Source organism: Streptomyces sp. NPDC048290 (assembly GCF_040652095.1).
Taxonomy (GTDB): domain Bacteria; phylum Actinomycetota; class Actinomycetes; order Streptomycetales; family Streptomycetaceae; genus Streptomyces.
On sequence record NZ_JBEZLM010000037.1, the window covers coordinates 1 to 17846 of the forward strand.

Sequence of the window (17846 nt, forward strand, 5' to 3'; positions counted from 1 at the left end):
TACATTCCGAACCCGGAAGCTAAGCCTTACAGCGCCGATGGTACTGCTGGGGGGACCCGGTGGGAGAGTAGGACGCCGCCGAACAAACTTTGAGGGGAAGCCCCGCATCTTCGGATGCGGGGCTTTTCTGCGTTTCCGGTACCCCACCGACGACACCGGAGAGTTCGGGGAGCTTAGGGTCATGGTCATGCGCTATGACCTGGTGATCTTTGACAATGACGGGGTGCTGGTCGACAGCGAACCGATCTCCAATCGGTTGCTCGCCGGGTATCTGACCGAGCTGGGGTACCCGACCTCGTACGAGGACTCGTTGCGGGACTACATGGGGGCCGCGGTGCATCGGGTGCACGATCTGATTCTGGAGCGGACCGGCGAGCGGCTGCCGGAGGAGTTCGACGATGTGCTGCATGAGCGGGTCTTCGCGGCGTTCGAGCGGGAGTTGAAGCCGGTCGCGGGGGTGGTGGAGATGCTGGAGCGGCTGACGGCCGCCGGGGTGCCGTACTGCGTTGCCTCGTCGGGGAGTCATCGGCGGATTCGGGTCGGGCACCGGGTCACCGGGCTGGAGCGGTGGTTCGGGGACGAGCGGATCTTCAGTGCCGAGGACGTGGGGCGGGGGAAGCCGGCGCCGGATCTGTTTCTGTACGCGGCTCGGGCCATGGGGGTGGCGCCTGAGCGGTGTGTCGTGGTGGAGGACAGCGCGCTGGGGGTGCGGGCGGGTGTCGCCGCGGGGATGGATGTGGTGGGGTTCGCCGCGATGACTCCGGTGGAGCGGCTGGCGGGGGCCGGGCGGTTCTTCTTCGAGATGGAAGAGCTAGCCCCGCTGGTGAGTTGAAGCTGAGGGAAATTCATCTTTGGCTTGATATAGGCAGGGGCAGCCCAGGGCCCTACGCTCGCCGCCATGACTGAGGTGCTGCGGCGCGGTAGGGCTTCGCTGGCGTTCGGCTTCTTCGCCCAGGGCGTGGCCTTCGCCTTGCTGGTGACACGGATTCCGGCGGTTCAGGATCAGTACGGGGTGTCCGACGCGCTGCTGCCGGTCTTTCTGGCCGCGGTGCCGATCCTGGCCGGGGTCGGGAGTGTGGGCACCGAGTGGCTGGTGAAGCGGGTGCGGCCCAGCACGGTGCTGCGGTGGTCGCAGCCGGTGGTGCTGCTGGCGCTGTTCGGGGTCGGGGCCGGGGAGCGGATGGTCGAACTGGCCGTCGCGCTCGCGGTGTTCGGGCTGGCGGTGGGCGCGCTCGATGCCGCGATGAACATGCTCGGGGTGAGTCTTCAGCGGGCGTACGGGCGGAGCATCATGCTCGGGTTCCATGCCGCGTACAGCCTCGGCGGGATTCTGGGGGCCTCGCTGGCGTGGGTGGGCGCCCATTGGGGGCTCGCGCTGTGGGTGTCGTATCTGCCGGTGGTGTGTGTGCTGGTGCCTGCGGCGCTGGTCGGCAGCCGGTGGTATGTGGACGGGGAGAAGGAGGCCGTCGGGGGTGCGCCGGAGTCGTCCGGTGGGGCCGGGGGCTCGGGTGTGGTGTTCAAGGCGTTGCTGCCGCTCTGTCTGGTGATGACGTTCGCCTACATCGGGGATTCCACGGTCTCCAACTGGAGTGCCAAGTATTTGCAGGATGTGCTGGGGTCGTCCGAGCAGCTCGCGACCCTGCCGTACAACGTGTACATGGTGACCACCTTGGTGGGGCGGGCGCTGGGGGACTTCGGGGTGCGGCGGTTCGGGGCGGTGGCCGTGGTGCGGGGCGGGGCCGTGGTGGCCGCCGGGGGGTTCGCGGTGGTGGCGGGGGCGCCGGGGGCCTGGGCGGGGATGCTCGGGTTCACGCTGGTGGGGCTCGGGCTGTGTGTGCTGGTGCCGCAGACGTTCGCGGCGGCGGGGCGGCTGTTCCCCGGGGCGTCGGACGCGGCGGTGGCGCGGCTCAACATCTTCAACTACGTCGGGTTCCTGGTGGGTTCGCCGTTGGTGGGGGCGCTGGGCGATGTGTGGAGCTATCGGGGGGCCATGCTCGTACCGATGGTGCTGGTGCTGGTGACGTTGGTGTACGCCCGGTCGTTCGAGGGACAGGGTGACCGATACGGTGGCGGGCATGAGCGGGCGCGCACAGCTGATGTGGGACGAGGCGGTCACGGGGTATGACTTCGGCCCGGAGCATCCGATGGACCCGGTCCGGCTGGCGCTGACCCGGTCGCTGGTCGGGGCGCTGGGGCTGGACCAGGCGATGGAGGTCGGGTCGGCGAAGCCGGCCGGGGACTCGACGCTGCGGCTGGTCCACCGGGAGGACTACATCGCGGCGGTGCGGGCCGCGTCCGTGGACCCGGGGTCCGCGGACCAGGCGTACGGGCTGGGGACCGTGGACGATCCGGCGTTCGCCGGGATGCATGAGGTGTCGGCGCTGATCGCGGGGCTGTCGGTGGGGGCGGCCGAGGCGGTGTGGCGCGGGGACGCCCTGCACGCGGTGAACTTCGCGGGCGGACTGCATCACGCGATGCCGGGGGCCGCCTCCGGGTTCTGTGTCTACAACGACGCGGCGCTGGCCATCGCGCGGCTGCTGGAGCTGGGGGCCGAGCGGGTCGCCTATGTGGATGTCGACGTGCATCACGGGGACGGGGTGCAGGCGGCCTTCTGGGACGATCCGCGGGTGCTGACGATGTCGCTGCACGAGCACCCCAGGACGCTGTTCCCGCAGACCGGATGGCCGGAGGAGACGGGGGCGGCGGGGCCGGCGGCGGGGTCAGCGGTGAATGTGGCGTTGCCCGCGGGGACGGGGGACGCGGGATGGGTACGGGCGTTCCAGTCGGTGGTGCCGGAGCTGCTGGCCGACTTCCGGCCGGACGTGCTGGTGACCCAGCACGGGGCGGACACGCATTTCGAGGACCCGTTGGCGCATCTGGCCGTCTCCCTGGACGCCCAGCGTGCCGTGCAGGCCGCCTGTCATGAGCTGGCGCACGAGTACGCCGGGGGGCGGTGGGTGGCCCTCGGTGGGGGTGGCTACGCGGTGGTGGAGGTGGTGCCGCGGTCCTGGGCGCATCTGGTGGGGATCGCGGCGGGGCGTGAGGTGGCGCCGGAGACGGTGATTCCGGAGGGATGGCGGGCCGAGGTCTTCGCCCGGACCCGGCAACTGGCGCCGGTGCGGATGACCGATGGGCGGTGGCCGGTGGCGTGGCGGGCCTGGGAGGACGGGTACGACCCGGGGGACCGGGTGGACCAGGCGGTGCTGGCGGCTCGGCGGGCGGTCTTTCCGCTGCGGGGGCTGCTGGCCTGAGGTGTGGGCGGTTCGGGCGTCCGTCGGCACGCCGGTCGCGGGGCATCCGTCGTGGGGCGTCCGTCGCGGTGTCCGCTGCCGGGGATTGCGTCGCGGTGTCCGCTGCCGGGGGAGCGGTCGGTGTGCGCCTCGCCGGGGAAGCCGTCCGTGTGCCTGCCGCCGGAGAAGCGGTCGGTGTGCCCGGCGTCAGGGAAGCCCGTCGCTGTGGCCGTCGCCGGGGCATCCGTCGTTACGCCGCTCGTGGGGGAATAGCGGGAAGGCCCGGGTGGGCCGGGTGGTTGTGCGGGAGCATCGGGGCGTGCTCGGTCGTCGGGGTGTTCTTGGGCATCTGGTGGGGTGCCGGATCGCGGGGGTCGTCGCCACCGGGCGTGAGGTGAGTCTGCGGAGCTATCGGCTGTTCGCGGCCCGCGACCCCCGGGTGCTGCTCGGGATCGACCCCGAAGGCATCTGGGATGAGCCGGAATTGATCGGTTTAATGGCGGATAAGTGTGGGGTATCTCCGGACCCGCGCTATGTCGACGGGCCGGATGTGATCGATCCGCTGCGGACGCTGCTCGCGTTCGATCGGTTCGCCGAGCGGATCGCCGAGGTAGCTCAGCGCAAGGGGCCGGTGCTGATCGGGACCGGGCACCCGGATGCGCTGCTGGGTTTCTACGCCGGGCTCGCAGACGCTCTGTCGGCGGCGGGATGTGTTGTTCTCACCCCGGCGCAGGGTCGCTGTGTCGACATAACGACCCGGTTCGGTCTACGCACGTACAACCTTGATTACGTACGGGGCGTCGGGTTCGTGCGGGCGCACAACCCTGGGGCCCCCCGTCGTGCGACCGGCGCGCATGCGCATTCCCCGCTGCCGGTGCGGATGGCGCTGGCGGCGCTCGCCGAGGCCGGCGGGCCGCTGCCGGAGCTGGTGATCGGAGACCACGGCTGGGTCTGCGGGGCAGGTCAGCTGGGGTTCGAGGCTATCGGTCTGGGCGATACGGATGATCCCGCGCTGTTCGTCGGGGAGGCGGAGGGACGGGTGTCCGTCGTCGTTCCCCTCGATGACGGCGTGCGGTCCGATTACTACCTGCCGCTGACCCGCTACGTACTCAATCGAGCGTGTCTGTCACAGTAGGCCGCCGATAGGTGCACCTCTTCCCCACTCGCATCACCCGCCCCTACATTGGGGAGTGAGCACGCAACGACGAAGAGTCACCGGAAGGGGAAGCCGGTGGCCGTCGAGTGCGGAAGGTTCAGGTGTGTCATGGCTGCTGGCGATCAGAGGCCTCTGAGCGAGGTTCAGTTCCTTACCGTGGCGGAGGTTGCCTCGGTGATGCGAGTGTCGAAGATGACCGTGTACCGGCTGGTGCACAGTGGTCATCTGCCCGCGATTCGGGTGGGACGGTCCTTCCGTGTCCCCGAGAACGCGGTTCATGAGTACCTCCGCGACAGTTATGTGGGGGTGGAGACGGCCTGACGATCCCCTCGATTACGACCTCAGCGCTCGGGCGGGTAGGCTAGCCCCTCGTAGGTCGTGTGGGCCCATGGCGCCCAAACACCGAGTGATGAGAAGTGAGCGAGGGTAGTCGTGGGCTCTGTTATCAAGAAGCGGCGCAAGCGGATGGCCAAGAAGAAGCACCGCAAGCTGCTCAAGCGCACGCGCGTCCAGCGTCGTAACAAGAAGTAGCGGCGGTGCGGGGCGGTGGTGGCGGGGTGATTCCCGGGTGCCGTCGTCACCGGTGCTGATGCTTCTGCGACGTTCGTGACGCCGTCGGGCGCAAGCGAATGTGGATGGCCCCCTGCCGGTCCTGGACCGGTGGGGGGCCGTCGTCATGTCCGGGGACGTACGGGGGGCACCGCGGGGCCGGAATCGGTGGCCTCGGGGGTGTGCGGTCATCACAGCGCAATGTCGAGGCGCTAAGTTGGCGGCAGCGGCGCGGTGCATCGGGAAGAGAGGCGCTGATCTTGGGCAAGGTCGTGCTTGTGACCGGAGTGGCGCGACGGCTCGGCGGCCGTTTCGTCCGGCGGGTCCAGCGGGACCCCGGGGTGGAGCGGGTGATCGCGGTGGACGCGGTGGACCCGGAGCACCCGCTCGGCGGCGCCGACTTCATCCGTGCGGACATCCGCCAGCCGACCATCGCCCGGGTGCTCGCCGAGACCGGGGCGGACACGGTCGTCCACATGGATGTCACCGCGACCGCGCTGGGCAGCGGCAGCCGGGCCACGGTCAAGGAGACCAACGTCATCGGCACCATGCAGCTGCTCGGCGCCTGCCAGAAGTCCCCCACGGTGAAGCGGCTGGTGGTGAAGTCGAGCACCAATGTGTACGGGTCCGCGCCGCGCGATCCGGCGGTGTTCACCGAGACGACCCCGCCCAAGTCGCTGCCCAGCGGCGGCTTCGCCAAGGACACCGTCGAGGTCGAGGGGTATGTGCGCGGGTTCGCCCGGCGGCGCCCCGATGTCGCCGTGTGTGTGCTGCGGTTCGCGAACATCCTCGGGCCGAGCGCGGACTCGCCGCTCGCCGCGTACTTCTCGCTGCCGGTGTTGCCGACGGTCCTGGGCTACGACCCCCGGCTGCAGTTCGTGCACGAGGACGATGTGATCGACGTGCTGCGGATCGCCGCGCAGGAGCCGCGCCGCGGGACGCTGAACAGCGGCACCTTCAATGTGGCCGGGGACGGGGTGCTGCTGCTGTCGCAGTGCGCCCGGCGGCTCGGCCGCCCGACCGTGCCGCTGCTGCTGCCCGCGGTGACCTGGGCCGGGTCGCTGGTGCGGACCCTCGGGATGACCGACTTCTCGCCCGAGCAGATCCGGCTGCTCACCCATGGCCGGGTCGTCTCGACCGCGCAGATGCGCGAGACACTGGGATTCCGGCCGAAGTACACCACGGCGGAGACGTTCGCGGACTTCGTGCGCGGCCGGGGGCCCGGACTGCTGCCGCCCGAGGCCGTCGCACGGGCCGTCGACCGGCTCACCGCGCTGCCCGTCGCCGGTGGCGGCCACCCCACGAGCGCCGACTAGCGCCCACCAGCGCCAACCGAGGAGCGCATCAACGATGGCGGATGCCAAGGTCCTTCCGTTCGACGACGACCGGTCCCGTGGGGGCGGGGCGCAGCGCTCCGGGCGCCGCCGGGGCGCGGGCAGTCGGCGGGCCGGCGGGAAGCCGGCGCCGGTCCATCAGCTCGACGAGCAGCTCGACCCGGCCGGCGCGCCCGGCCACGAGGCCGGTACGGAGCCCGACGGGGACGCCACCGCCGATGTCCAGGCCCTGCCCGGCACGCCCCGGACGCAGGATGACGTCCCTGTGACCAGTGAGGAAGCGGAGCCGCCGCAGGACGGCCCCGGCGGCGGCCTGGAGCGGCGGATCGCGGGCGGGCTGGCCTTCCTGCGCCGCCGTCTGACCGGCGACTACGAGGTCGACGACTTCGGCTTCGACGAGGAACTGACCGACCAGGTCCTGATGTCGCTGCTGCGCCCGGTGTACGAGAACTACTTCCGGGTCGAGGTGAAGGGCATCGAGAACATCCCCGCCGAGGGCGGTGCGCTGATCGTCGCCAACCACTCGGGGACGGTGCCGCTGGACGGGCTGATGATGCAGGTCGCCGTGCACGACCACCATCCGGCGGACCGGCATCTGCGGCTGCTCGCCGCCGACCTGGTCTTCGTGCTGCCGGTGGTCAATGAGCTGGCCCGCAAGCTCGGGCACACCCTGGCCTGCGCGGAGGACGCCGAACGGCTGCTCGCGTCGGGCGAGCTGGTGGGGGTGATGCCGGAGGGGTTCAAGGGCATCGGCAAGCCGTTCAGCGAGCGCTACAAGCTCCAGCGGTTCGGGCGGGGCGGCTTCGTCTCGACGGCGCTGCGGCAGGGCGCGCCGATCGTGCCGTGCTCGATCGTGGGCGCCGAGGAGATCTATCCGATGCTCGGCAACTCCAAGACCCTGGCCCGGCTGCTGGGCTTCCCGTACTTCCCGCTGACCCCGACCTTCCCCTGGCTGGGGCCGCTCGGCGCGCTGCCGCTGCCGACGAAGTGGACGATCCAGTTCGGTGAGCCGATCCGGACGGACGGCTATCCGCCGGAGGCGGCGGAGGACCCGATGCTGATGTTCAACCTCACCGACCAGGTCCGCGAACAGATCCAGCACACCCTGTACAAGCTGCTGGTCCAGCGCCGCTCGGTGTTCTTCTGAGCCGCTTCTTCTGAACCGGTACTTCTGAGCCCGTTCTTCTGAGCCGGTACGACGATGGGGCGCCCTCTGCGGGAGAGGGCGCCCCATCGTGCGGTCGTCGTGCTACTCGGCGTCCTCGCTGTCGATGCCCAGGCCGGGCAGGAGGCCCGGGAGGAGCGGGGGCAGCGTGACGTCGGGTTCGGCGCTGGGCGGCCTGCTCGGGGACGGGCTGGTGCCGCCGGTGTGGTGCGGCGGGTCCAGGAGGCCGCCGGTGCCGCCGCCGAGCAGACCGTCGTTCTCGGCGGTGCCGGGGTCGGCGGGGCGGTGGGGGCTGTCCGTACGGGAGTGGCCGCTGTCGGCCGTGCCCTGGCTGGGGGCGGAGGACGACGCGCCCGGGTCGGTGGAGTCGGCGGAGCGGCCACTGCCGGGGCTGCTCTGTCCGTTGCCGCTGTCCGTGGTGGTGCCGCCCCTCGCCGGGGGCTGCGGGAGCAGGGACCGCAGCGGGGCGACCTCTTCCTCTATGGCGTCGAAGACCGAGGTCACCTGCTGGCTGACGTCGCCGAGCTGGACCGGGAGCCGGTCGCGCAGGGCGCCCCACGCGTCACGGTGGGACTGGGAGAAGGAGGACAGCGCCTGGATGGGGCCGAGCGAGTCGGGGTCGCGTTGGTAGGCCGCGGTGAGCAGCCGGTGGCCCTCGCTGGCGTCGTGGGTCATCCCGGACAGGGCGCGGCGGATCTCACCGAGGGACTCGTGGTCGAGCTGGCCGCCGCGACCGCGTTCCATCAGCCGCCGGGCCTCGTTGAGCCGGGTCGACGCCTGGTCCAGGTACGCGTGACCGCGTTCGTCGTCGCCTTCGGCCAGACCGCGCTTGAAATCCTCTATGCCGCGCTTGAGCCCGTAGAGCGAGTCACCGGGGAGGGCGTCGGAGCTGGCGGCGGCGACTCCGCCGAAGGCGCCCGCCGCCACGCTCACGCTCAGTCCGCCGGCCGTGAGGCCCTTGGCTAGCCGGCTGCGGGGACGGAACTTCCCCAGCGAGGTGGCCCGGTGAGCGCCCTTGCTTCTGCGGGATCGCTGCTCGGGCACCGAAGGGTCCGCTGCCGCTGCTCCGGCGGTGCCCTCCTGGAGCATCGCCTCCATCGCGGCCACCAGCTGCGCCCGCTGAACGACCTTGACCTCCGGGTCCAGCTCCGGGCGGGGCAGGTCGCCGAGACTCGCGGCGAGGGCCAACAGACGGCTCTGTTCGGTGTGTTCGGCGGCTGCCGCGGCCGGGGGTGAACCCTCGGTCTGCTCGGCCGCCGTGCCCCGGCCGGACTGTTCCTCCAAGACCTGGGCGAAGGCGTTCGCCCGCCGGTGCGCCGATACGTTCGCGATCACTGGCGGCACCTCCTCTCGTCATGACGGTCGACTCCCCAGGGGGTCCTGAGGGTTGCACGCCCTGACCGGGTACACACGATCGGGTGATCGAAGTCGGTCAGGGGGTGACCACAGGGAGCCTGCATCCCGCACAACGAGCGGCGCGGCACTTGGGTTACGGACTGCGGATGATCGGATCGGGGAGTCAACGGGCTTTCACTGACCGTGAGTTGATGGTTGCTGAACGTGTGTGAACGAAGCTGTGGTCAGCGGGCGTCGTCCGGGAGCAGCCGGGCGAGGGTGCGGACGGCGCGGTACTGGAGGGTCTTGATCGCCCCCTCGTTCTTGCCCATGACGCGGGCGGTCTCCGCGACGGACAGGCCCTGGAGGAAGCGCAGGGTCACACACTCCTGCTGCTGGGGATTGAGCCGGCGGACCGCGTCGAGCAGGGCGGCGTTGGAGAGGGACTCCAGGACGGAGTCCTCCGGGGAGCGCTCGACCTCGTTGGCGTCGAGCATCTCGCCGGTGGTGACCTCCAGGCGGAAGCGGCTGGACTTGAAGTGGTCGGCGACCAGGTTGCGGGCGATCGTCACCAGCCAGGCGCCGAAGTCGCGGCCCTGCCAGGTGAAGGTGCCGATCCGGCGGAGCGCGCGCAGAAAGGTCTCACTGGTGAGATCCTCCGCGGTCGCCTTGCCGCCGACGCGGTAGTAGATATAGCGGTAGACCGTGTCGCTGTACTGGTCGTAGAGGCGGCCGAACGCGTCGGCCTCGCCCGCCTGGGCGCGCTCCACGAGATCCATCATGCGGGCGCTGTCGCTGTCGGCCGCGGGACGGCGGGCGGTGGCGGTCGCGCCGGTGGTGCCGGTCGTACGGGACCGTCTGCCGACCGCGGCGGTTCCTTCGGCGAGTGCGTAGCACGGGCCTACGGGCGCGGTGGCGGAGGCGAGGGCGGGGACGGCGTACGCGGTGGGGACAAGCTCGCGCAGCAGTTGTTGGACCGTTGCGCGCAGCGTAGCCAGGCCCGAGGCGTCAACCCCGACGTGTGGGTACACGGGACTCCCAGAGGCAGAGCTTCCATCACGTGCAGTGCGGGACCGTTCACCCGTCGTAGCGACGGAGGGGTACCGGTTTGCGTCTGAGGAGAATAACGCTTCGTGCAGGCACTGCTACACCCAGTTGCTCAAATCATCGATTACGTCGCTTCTGTAACCGCTTGACGTTCGATCAAGTGCCGATACTTGAGCGATCGTTGATCTGATCGCTTCGATTTGGAGGTAGATACAGGGCGTGTTGTGGCGGTGCGCGGACAACGGGAGTGGTCAGGGGGTTTCTTGGGTACGGTCCGATGATTGGCCGGTTTTTGGGGATGGGCCGGTTGGGTGCGTCGGGGTTGCTCGGGTGTGTCGGTGATTGCGCGGTTGGCGGTGTCGTGGTGCGGGTCAGGGGGTTTCGCCCGTCTCGGCGACCGCTCTGGCGCCCGTCTCGGCGACCGCCCCGGCTAGCGGCGTTTGCGGTGGAGGGCGATGGCTGCCGCCGTGCCTCCGGCCACCGCGCCGACGCCTGCCGCCGCCGGGATGCCGACCTTCGCGGCCTTGCGGCCCGTGCGGTAGTCGCGCAGCCGCCAGTCGAGGTCGCGGGCGTGCTTGCGGAGCTTGCTGTCGGGGTTGATGGCGTAGGGGTGGCCGACCAGGGACAGCATCGGGATGTCGTTGTGGGAGTCGCTGTAGGCGGCGCAGCGGGTCAGGTCCAGGTGCTGGGCGGCGGCCAGGGCGCGGACCGCCTCCGCCTTCGCCGGGCCGTGCAGCGGCTCGCCCACCAGCTTGCCGGTGTAGACGCCGTCGACCGACTCGGCGACCGTGCCGAGGGCGCCGGTCAGGCCCAGGCGGCGGGCGATCACCGTGGCGATCTCCACCGGGGCTGCGGTGACCAGCCAGACCCGCTGGCCCGCGTCCAGGTGGGCCTGGGCCAGGGCGCGGGTGCCGGGCCAGATGCGCTCGGCCATGTACTCGTCGTAGATCTCCTCGCCGATGGACATCAGCTCGGCGACCCGGTGGCCCTTGACGATGGACAGGGCGGACTCGCGGACGTCCTGCATGTGCTCCGGGTCCTCGAAGCCGGCCAGCCGGAACCAGGTCTGCTGCCAGGCGAACTTCAGCAGGTCGCCGGTCTGGAAGAACTTCCGCTTGTACAGGCCGCGGCCGTAGTGGAACAGGGCGGCGCCCTGCATCACGGTGTTGTCCAGGTCGAAGAAGGCGGCGGCCCGGGTGTCGCCGGGCACCGGGAACTCGGGTTCCGCGCCGGAGGGCGGCTCGGCGCCGGAGCCCTCGGTGGTCTTGCGGGCGGCCTCGGCCGAAGCCTCGCCTGCCAACACGCTCCGCGCCGTGGCGGAGCGCCTACGGGGGGTGAGCCATCGGAGAGCGGCCATGCCCGTGAGCATAGCCAGTCTGTTCGGTGGTTCCGGAGTCGGGAGGTTTGCGGGGTGTGAACTCTCCCTGTCCGGGGTGTAAAGCCGGGGCGGGTGCGGCGGCCGGGGCGGGCGGGACAATGGCGTCATGAGTCCCCTCTTCCGGCGCAAGACTCCCGCCCCGCGCGCGCGTGTCGTCACGCTCATCCGCAAGCCCGGCTGCCATCTGTGCGACGACGCCCAGGCGGTCGTCGAGCAGGTCTGCGGGGAGGTGGGGGTGGTGTGGGAGGAGAAGGACATCGACCGGGACCCGGTGCTCCACGCGGAGTACTGGGAGCAGATTCCCGTCGTGCTGGTCGACGGGAAGCAGCACACGTTCTGGCGGGTGGACGCCGACCGGCTCAGGAAGGCACTGACCGACCAGTACAAGTAGTCCGAAAATCGCTTAGGATCGACGGCGAATCGGTCTCGGGGGCGTGGATCTTAGAGGAGTGTGTGCGGTTTGGCCCCCAGAGTCATGGGTGCGCGGTGTTTGTGTGCCGGTTCCCGGTGCAGGCGCCGGGGGTGCGTGACCCCGGTCACGTTGGCCGGGCAAATCGGACACCATCTTTGTGCACGCGTTCACAAAGACATAGCCTGCACTCGACGGGGCGGTCCGGGGACACCGGAGACCTACGCCCGCCCACAGCCCCGCTCTACCCGCAGGAGCACCGTGGCAACTGGCCGAACTCACCGACCGGCGACCCGTAGCCGAGGGATTCCCGAGGCCACCGTCGCCCGGCTTCCGCTGTATCTCCGTGCCCTCACCGGGCTCTCCGAGCGTTCGGTGCCCACCGTCTCATCCGAGGAACTGGCCGCAGCGGCGGGGGTCAACTCCGCGAAGCTGCGCAAGGACTTCTCGTACCTCGGGTCCTATGGGACACGGGGTGTGGGCTACGACGTCGAGTATCTCGTCTACCAGATCTCCCGCGAGCTGGGGCTGACCCAGGACTGGCCGGTAGTGATCGTCGGTATCGGTAACCTCGGCGCCGCGCTCGCCAACTACGGGGGGTTCGCCTCCCGTGGCTTCCGGGTCGCCTCGCTGATAGACGCCGATCCCGCGCTCACCGGCCGGACCGTGGCCGGTATCCCCGTGCGGCACACCGACGACCTGGAGCAGATCATCCAGGACAACGGGGTGTCCATCGGGGTGATCGCCACCCCCGCCGGTGCCGCGCAGCAGGTGTGCGACCGGCTGGTGGCCGCCGGGGTCACCTCCATCCTGAACTTCGCCCCGACCGTGCTGAGCGTCCCCGAGGGCGTCGACGTCCGTAAGGTCGACCTCTCCATCGAACTGCAGATCCTCGCCTTCCACGAGCAGCGCAAGGCCGGTGAGGAGCAGTCCGGCGAGAGTGCCGCGCCGCCCGCCGTCAAGGGCGTCAAGCAGTCCGCCGAGCAGGGGCCCGACGGGGACGTACCCGCCGTGATGCCGGCATGAGTCTGCTCGTCGTCGGGCTGAGCCACCGCAGCGCCCCGGTCAGCGTCCTGGAACGGGCCGCGCTGACCGGTGACGCCCGGATCAAGCTGGCCCAGGACACGGTCGCCGCCGACCCGGCCGCCGAGGCCGCCGTGCTGGCCACCTGCAACCGGATCGAGCTGTACGCCGACGTGGACAAGTTCCACGCCGGGGTCGCCGAGCTGTCCACGCTGCTCGCCCAGCACAGCGGGGTCGGTCTGGAGGAGCTGACTCCCTATCTCTATGTGCACTACGAGGACCGGGCCGTCCACCATCTCTTCTCGGTGGCCTGCGGGCTGGACTCCATGGTGGTCGGCGAGGGGCAGATCCTCGGGCAGATCAAGGACTCCCTGGCCACCGCGCAGGACGTGCACACCGCGGGACGGCTGCTGAACGACCTGTTCCAGCAGTCCCTGCGGGTCGGCAAGCGCGCCCACTCCGAGACCGGGATCGACCGGGCCGGGCAGTCGCTGGTGACCTTCGGGCTCCAGCAGCTCGCCCAGGGCGCGGACGCCGGTGGCTGGGCGGCCGGGAAGAAGGCGCTGGTGATCGGCGCCGGTTCGATGTCCTCGCTGGCCGCGGCCACGCTGGCACGGGCCGGGGTCGCCGAGATCGTGATCGCCAACCGGACCGGCGAGCGCGCCGAGCGGTTGGTCGACATCCTGCGCCAGTCCGGCGAAACGGACGTGGCGGCCCGCGCGGTACCGATGGACGCGGTGCCGGACGAGCTGACACGTGCCGACATCGCCGTCTCCTGCACCGGCGCCACCGGACTCGTGCTCACCGCCGACCTGATCGCCGAGGCCCTCCAGGGCCGTACCGGGGTGCCCGCCGTCGAACTCGACGACGAGACCGGCCGCCGTACGCAGAGCGGGGGCGGGCTGCCGCCGACCTCCGTCGGGAGCGAGGACGGGTGTCCGCTGGACCTGTCCGCCGTGCAGCCCGGGTTCTCCGTGCTGGGCGAGGCGGCCGTCGCCGGGATGGACGCGGCCACCCTGGAGCAGCACGCCAGCTGGGTGGCCGGCGGGGCCGCCGCCGAGCGGGGCGGGACCGTGCGGCGCGGGCCCGGCGCCGACGCCGAGCTGATCAGCGCGCTCGCCGTGACCGCCGCCGCCACCGGACGGGTCCCCGAGCACCGCAGACCCGAAGCGCCGGGCGGGGCCGAGCGCCCCGAGCCGCTGCTGTTCCTGCTCGACCTCGCCATGCCGCGGGACGTCGACGCGGCCGTCCACCGGCTCGCCGGGGTCCGGCTGGTCGACATCGAGTCCCTCGCCGACGCCTCCGCCGACGCCCCGATGGCCGCCGACGTCGATCTGGTGCGTGCCATCGTCGCCGCCGAGGTCGCCGCGTTCGGCGCCGCCCAGCGGGCCGCGCACATCACCCCGACCGTGGTCGCCCTGCGCACCATGGCCGCCGATGTGGTGGCCGGGGAGATCGCCCGCCTCGAAGGACGGCTGCCCGGCCTGGACGACCGGCACCGCGCCGAGATCACCCAGACCGTGCGCCGCGTCGTCGACAAGCTGCTGCACGCGCCGACCGTACGGGTCAAGCAGCTCGCGGCCGAACCCGGCGGCGCCGGGTACGCGGACGCGCTGCGGACCCTGTTCGACCTCGACCCCGAGACGGTCGCCGCCGTCTCCCGGGCCGGGGGCGGCGCGGAGGCCGTACAGGGGGCCATCCAGGCCGGGGACGGCATCGAGACCAAGGACCGACAGGTATGAGTGATCAGCGGACATTGCGGCTCGGCACCCGGCGCAGCCAGCTCGCCATGGCCCAGTCCGGGCTGGTGGCCGACGCGGTGCGCCGGGCGACCGGACGGCCCGTGGAACTCGTCGCGATCACCACCCACGGCGACATCTCCCGCGAGCAGCTCTCCCAGATCGGCGGCACCGGGGTCTTCGTCACCGCGCTGCGCGACGCGCTGCTGCGCGGCGAGGTCGACTTCGCGGTGCACTCCCTCAAGGACCTGCCCACCGCCCAGCCCGCCGACCTGGCGCTGGCCGCCATACCCCGGCGCGAGGACCCCAGGGACGTCATCGTCGCCCGGGACGCGCTGAAGTTCACCGACCTGCCCCGCGGGGCGCGGATCGGGACCGGCTCAGCGCGCCGCACGGCGCAGCTGAACGCGTACGCGCGCGGCCATGGGCTGGACATCGAGACCGTGCCGATCCGCGGAAACGTCGACACCCGCATCCGGTACGTGCAGGATGGGGCACTCGACGCCGTCGTACTGGCCGCCGCCGGGCTCAACCGGATCGGCCGCGGCGACGAAGTGACCGACTTCCTGTCGGTCGACACCGTTCTGCCCGCCCCCGGCCAGGGGGCACTGGCGATCGAATGCACCGCGGACAACGTGGCGCTGATCGCCGCGCTCGGCGAACTCGACGACCCGTTCACCCGGGTCGCCGTGACCGCCGAGCGCTCCCTGCTCGCCGCCCTGGAGGCCGGCTGCTCCGCCCCTGTGGGCGCGCTGGCCGACCTTCTGGCCGACGGGCAGATTGTCAAGGAGATGCGCCTGCGGGCCGTCGTCGGCACGACCGACGGCACCCGTACGGTGCAGCTGTCCACCACCGGTCCCGTACCCGAGACGCACGAGGGCGCCGTGGCTCTCGGCCGCGAACTCGCCGCCGAGATGCTCGCCCAGGGTGCGGCCGGTCTGATGGGGGAGCGAGCACAGTGAGCCCCACCACCCTTCCCGCCGGTCCGGAACACGGGCACGTCACCTTCCTGGGTGCCGGACCCGGAGATCCAGGACTGCTGACCTTGCGCGCCGTGGAAGCGCTGGCGCACGCGGACGTTCTCGTCGCCGAGCACGAGGTGCTCGACGTCGTACGCGTCCACGCGCGGCCGGGCGTCTCCGTCGTGAACACGGACCCGGAGTCCTCCACGGGCTCCGATCCGGGCACGGGCACGCCTCAGCTGACAGTGGTTGACGGTTCGTCAACTACCGTTGGGGGCCCCGCTCAGCGGGATGCCGCACATCTTGTCATGGAGGCCGCGCGGGGCGGCAGGCGGGTCGTGCGCGCGGTCCCCGGTGACCCCGGGCTCGACACGTACGCCGCCGAGGAGATGCTGGCCTGCGCCGCCGCCGGGGTGCCCTTCGAGGTCGTCCCCGGGATCGCCACCGCCGTCGGTGTGCCCGCCTACGCCGGGGTGCCGCTGCGGGACGCGCAGGGCGCGGACGTCCGGTTCGTGGACGCCCGGACCGCCTCCGACCGGTGCTGGACCGAGGTCGGGGCGTCCGACGGCACGGTCGTGGTCTCCACCGCGCTGGACTCCGTCGCCTCGGCGGCCGGGGAGCTGGTGTCGGCCGGGCGCAAGCCGGACACGCCGATCACCGTGACCGTCGCCGGGACGACGACCCGGCAGCGCACCTGGACCGCCACGCTCGGCACGATCGCGCAGACGCTGAAGCAGGCCAAGGTGCTGCCCTCGCCCGAGGGCGGGCGGCCGGTGATAGCGGTCGTCGGTGAGCGCAGCGCGGTCGCGCAGCGCGAGCAGCTCTCCTGGTTCGAGTCCAAGCCGCTGTTCGGCTGGCGGGTGCTGGTGCCGCGGACCAAGGAGCAGGCGGCCTCGCTCTCCGACCAACTGCGGTCCTACGGGGCCGTGCCGCACGAGGTGCCGACCATCGCCGTCGAGCCGCCGCGGACCCCGCAGCAGATGGAGCGGGCGGTGAAGGGGCTGGTCACCGGGCGCTACGAGTGGATCGCCTTCACGTCCGTCAACGCGGTCAAGGCGGTCCGGGAGAAGTTCGAGGAGTACGGGCTCGACGCGCGGGCGTTCGCCGGGATCAAGGTCGCCGCGGTGGGGGAGCAGACGGCGAAGGCGTTGATCGCCTTCGGTGTGAAGCCGGATCTCGTGCCGAGTGGGGAGCAGTCCGCCGCCGGGCTGCTGGAGGACTGGCCGCCTTACGACCCCGTGTTCGATCCGATCGACCGGGTTTTCCTGCCGCGGGCCGATATCGCCACGGAGACGTTGGTCGCCGGGTTGATCGAGCTGGGGTGGGAGGTGGATGACGTCACCGCTTATCGGACCGTGCGGGCGTCTCCGCCGCCGGCCGAGACGCGGGAGGCGATCAAGGGGGGTGGGTTCGACGCGGTGTTGTTCACGTCGTCGTCCACCGTGCGGAATCTGGTCGGGATCGCGGGGAAGCCGCACAACGTGACCGTGATCGCGTGTATCGGGCCCGCTACGGCCAAGACCGCGGAGGAGCATGGGCTGCGGGTGGATGTGATGGCTCCTGAGCCGTCTGTGCATCGGCTGGCTGAGGCGCTTGCGGAGTTCGGGGCGCGGCGGCGGGATGCGGCGGTGGAGGCGGGGGAGGTTGTTACTCGGCCGAGTGAGCGGCGGCCGGGGGCTCGGCGGAGGCGGTCTACCACGTAGGCGGGTGTGCCGGGGCGTTTGATGGCTCGGCGGGGTTACTGCGTTGCGTGGGCCGGGTCGAGTGGTGCGGGGGGTGGGGGCTCCGGCCGGGGCGTGGCGCGAACCGGCGCTGGCCGGGTGCCGCTGCGCCCACCCGTGCCGCCCTGGGGGTACCCCCTCTGGGGGAGGCACGATTGCCCGCAGCTACGGGGGGCTCGTGGCTGGGTGGGTTGCACCTGGTTTCTGCTCTGTGGGCTAGGTGGTCCAGGTGGTGAGGAGTTGTTCCTGGGTTTGGTGGGTGGGGGAATGTGTGGGGGTTGTGCGGCCCCAGGTGGACATGGTCGACAAGGTGGTCGACATCGTGGCCGCGCCCTCCGTGAGGTGGGTCAGGAGGGTGTGGGAGAGGGTCACCTCGGTGGGGGTGTAGCCGGTGGCCGCCGCCGCGTACACGGGGAATTCATGGGTTGTCGTCCCGGATTCCAGAGAGACCTTCATCAGGGGTGGGGTTTCGTCCAGGAGGCCGCCGTCCGGTGGTAGGGCCATGCCCAGGACCGTGCCGAGTGCCAGGTCCTTGATCGCGCCCGCCCGGCGGCGCAGGGTGCGCAGCGGGATGTCCGTCACGGTGAGCGAGTGGACGTCCTCCCAGAGGTGGAGGGACGATCGGCCGTCGTGCAGGGCCAGGACGCCTTCGGGGGTCAGTCGGATGCCCGGGGCCAGGCCCACCGGCTTCGCGCCTATGTAGATGTCGCCCTCGGCGATCCAGAACAGGCCCACCATGGCCATGCGGTGTTCACTCCTGCTTCGGGTACGTGTCTGTTTCCGGTCTTTATAGCCGAC

Annotated in this window: 17 protein-coding genes and 1 rRNA gene; 14 read left to right on the forward strand and 4 right to left on the reverse strand. The window is 71.2% G+C overall.

The features are described 5' to 3' along the window. From rrf to AB0D49_RS38555, 9 genes are all read left to right on the forward strand, one after another. A 5S ribosomal RNA gene (rrf, locus tag AB0D49_RS38515) occupies positions 1-84 on the forward strand; the annotation flags it as partial. Positions 85-187: 103 nt separating this feature from the next. Continuing rightward, the gene (locus AB0D49_RS38520) at positions 188-832 is read left to right on the forward strand and encodes an HAD family hydrolase (RefSeq protein ID WP_362767760.1); all 645 of its coding nucleotides are present in this window, start codon (positions 188-190) and stop codon (positions 830-832) included. A gap of 66 nt (positions 833-898) precedes the next feature. Beyond that, positions 899-2125 (forward strand): MFS transporter, encoded by a 1227-nt coding sequence (locus AB0D49_RS38525; protein ID WP_362767763.1) that lies wholly within the window; start codon positions 899-901, stop codon positions 2123-2125. After that, positions 2076-3251, forward strand: coding sequence for an acetoin utilization protein AcuC (locus AB0D49_RS38530; RefSeq protein WP_362767766.1), 1176 nt, complete (start codon positions 2076-2078; stop codon positions 3249-3251). Before AB0D49_RS38525 ends, AB0D49_RS38530 begins: the two co-directional genes overlap by 50 nt. A gap of 298 nt (positions 3252-3549) precedes the next feature. Beyond that, a complete protein-coding gene (locus tag AB0D49_RS38535; protein ID WP_362767768.1) occupies positions 3550-4365 on the forward strand; it encodes a phosphatase in 816 nt (271 codons plus the stop codon). Positions 4366-4494: 129 nt separating this feature from the next. Next, the gene (locus AB0D49_RS38540; protein ID WP_362767926.1) at positions 4495-4707 is read left to right on the forward strand and encodes a helix-turn-helix domain-containing protein; all 213 of its coding nucleotides are present in this window, start codon (positions 4495-4497) and stop codon (positions 4705-4707) included. A 111-nt stretch (positions 4708-4818) separates the two neighbouring features. Further along, positions 4819-4917, forward strand: coding sequence for an AURKAIP1/COX24 domain-containing protein (locus tag AB0D49_RS38545; protein ID WP_003948845.1), 99 nt, complete (start codon positions 4819-4821; stop codon positions 4915-4917). Between the two features lie 278 nt (positions 4918-5195). Beyond that, positions 5196-6251, forward strand: a complete 1056-nt coding sequence (locus tag AB0D49_RS38550; protein WP_362767771.1) for an NAD-dependent epimerase/dehydratase family protein — start codon at positions 5196-5198, stop codon at positions 6249-6251. Between the two features lie 34 nt (positions 6252-6285). Beyond that, complete coding sequence (locus AB0D49_RS38555; RefSeq protein WP_362767774.1) at positions 6286-7416, forward strand: lysophospholipid acyltransferase family protein; 1131 nt, start codon at positions 6286-6288, stop codon at positions 7414-7416. Positions 7417-7518: 102 nt separating this feature from the next. On the opposite strand, the gene AB0D49_RS38560 is transcribed toward AB0D49_RS38555, so the two are convergent. The 3 genes from AB0D49_RS38560 to AB0D49_RS38570 all read right to left on the reverse strand — a co-directional run bounded on the left by AB0D49_RS38560 (position 7519) and on the right by AB0D49_RS38570 (position 11173). Beyond that, the gene (locus AB0D49_RS38560) at positions 7519-8769 is read right to left on the reverse strand and encodes a DUF5667 domain-containing protein (protein ID WP_362767775.1); all 1251 of its coding nucleotides are present in this window, start codon (positions 8767-8769) and stop codon (positions 7519-7521) included. Between the two features lie 245 nt (positions 8770-9014). Continuing rightward, positions 9015-9800, reverse strand: a complete 786-nt coding sequence (locus AB0D49_RS38565; RefSeq protein WP_362767778.1) for an ECF subfamily RNA polymerase sigma factor, BldN family — start codon at positions 9798-9800, stop codon at positions 9015-9017. Positions 9801-10246: 446 nt separating this feature from the next. Beyond that, positions 10247-11173, reverse strand: a complete 927-nt coding sequence (locus tag AB0D49_RS38570) for an HAD-IB family hydrolase (RefSeq protein ID WP_362767782.1) — start codon at positions 11171-11173, stop codon at positions 10247-10249. 127 nt (positions 11174-11300) lie between these two features. On the opposite strand from AB0D49_RS38570, the gene AB0D49_RS38575 reads away from it, so the two are divergent. From AB0D49_RS38575 to AB0D49_RS38595, 5 genes are all read left to right on the forward strand, one after another. Next, positions 11301-11585: a glutaredoxin family protein gene (locus AB0D49_RS38575; RefSeq protein ID WP_362767785.1), complete on the forward strand. Its 285-nt coding sequence runs from the start codon at positions 11301-11303 to the stop codon at positions 11583-11585. Between the two features lie 279 nt (positions 11586-11864). Next, complete coding sequence (locus AB0D49_RS38580; RefSeq protein WP_362767788.1) at positions 11865-12629, forward strand: redox-sensing transcriptional repressor Rex; 765 nt, start codon at positions 11865-11867, stop codon at positions 12627-12629. After that, on the forward strand, positions 12626-14368 hold the full coding sequence (locus AB0D49_RS38585; protein WP_362767790.1) for a glutamyl-tRNA reductase: 1743 nt from the start codon (positions 12626-12628) through the stop codon (positions 14366-14368). The genes AB0D49_RS38580 and AB0D49_RS38585 overlap by 4 nt, the downstream gene beginning before the upstream one ends. After that, the gene (gene hemC, locus AB0D49_RS38590; protein WP_362767793.1) at positions 14365-15327 is read left to right on the forward strand and encodes a hydroxymethylbilane synthase; all 963 of its coding nucleotides are present in this window, start codon (positions 14365-14367) and stop codon (positions 15325-15327) included. The genes AB0D49_RS38585 and hemC overlap by 4 nt, the downstream gene beginning before the upstream one ends. Next, a complete protein-coding gene (locus AB0D49_RS38595; RefSeq protein WP_362767796.1) occupies positions 15324-17030 on the forward strand; it encodes a bifunctional uroporphyrinogen-III C-methyltransferase/uroporphyrinogen-III synthase in 1707 nt (568 codons plus the stop codon). The genes hemC and AB0D49_RS38595 overlap by 4 nt, the downstream gene beginning before the upstream one ends. Before the next feature lie 234 nt (positions 17031-17264). Here the strand turns inward: AB0D49_RS38595 and AB0D49_RS38600 are convergent, their stop codons facing one another. Beyond that, positions 17265-17792: a hypothetical protein gene (locus AB0D49_RS38600; RefSeq protein ID WP_362767799.1), complete on the reverse strand. Its 528-nt coding sequence runs from the start codon at positions 17790-17792 to the stop codon at positions 17265-17267. Positions 17793-17846 lie beyond the last annotated feature (54 nt).

Coding starts and splice junctions, on each gene's coding strand:
- AB0D49_RS38575 (WP_362767785.1), top strand. CDS start 11,301: ATGAGTCCCCTCTTCCGGCGCAAGACTCCCGCCCCGCGCGCGCGTGTC.
- AB0D49_RS38555 (WP_362767774.1), top strand. CDS start 6,286: ATGGCGGATGCCAAGGTCCTTCCGTTCGACGACGACCGGTCCCGTGGG.
- AB0D49_RS38600 (WP_362767799.1), bottom strand. CDS start 17,792: ATGGCCATGGTGGGCCTGTTCTGGATCGCCGAGGGCGACATCTACATA.
- AB0D49_RS38520 (WP_362767760.1), top strand. CDS start 188: ATGCGCTATGACCTGGTGATCTTTGACAATGACGGGGTGCTGGTCGAC.
- AB0D49_RS38525 (WP_362767763.1), top strand. CDS start 899: ATGACTGAGGTGCTGCGGCGCGGTAGGGCTTCGCTGGCGTTCGGCTTC.
- AB0D49_RS38540 (WP_362767926.1), top strand. CDS start 4,495: ATGGCTGCTGGCGATCAGAGGCCTCTGAGCGAGGTTCAGTTCCTTACC.
- AB0D49_RS38530 (WP_362767766.1), top strand. CDS start 2,076: ATGAGCGGGCGCGCACAGCTGATGTGGGACGAGGCGGTCACGGGGTAT.
- AB0D49_RS38585 (WP_362767790.1), top strand. CDS start 12,626: ATGAGTCTGCTCGTCGTCGGGCTGAGCCACCGCAGCGCCCCGGTCAGC.
- hemC (WP_362767793.1), top strand. CDS start 14,365: ATGAGTGATCAGCGGACATTGCGGCTCGGCACCCGGCGCAGCCAGCTC.
- AB0D49_RS38570 (WP_362767782.1), bottom strand. CDS start 11,173: ATGGCCGCTCTCCGATGGCTCACCCCCCGTAGGCGCTCCGCCACGGCG.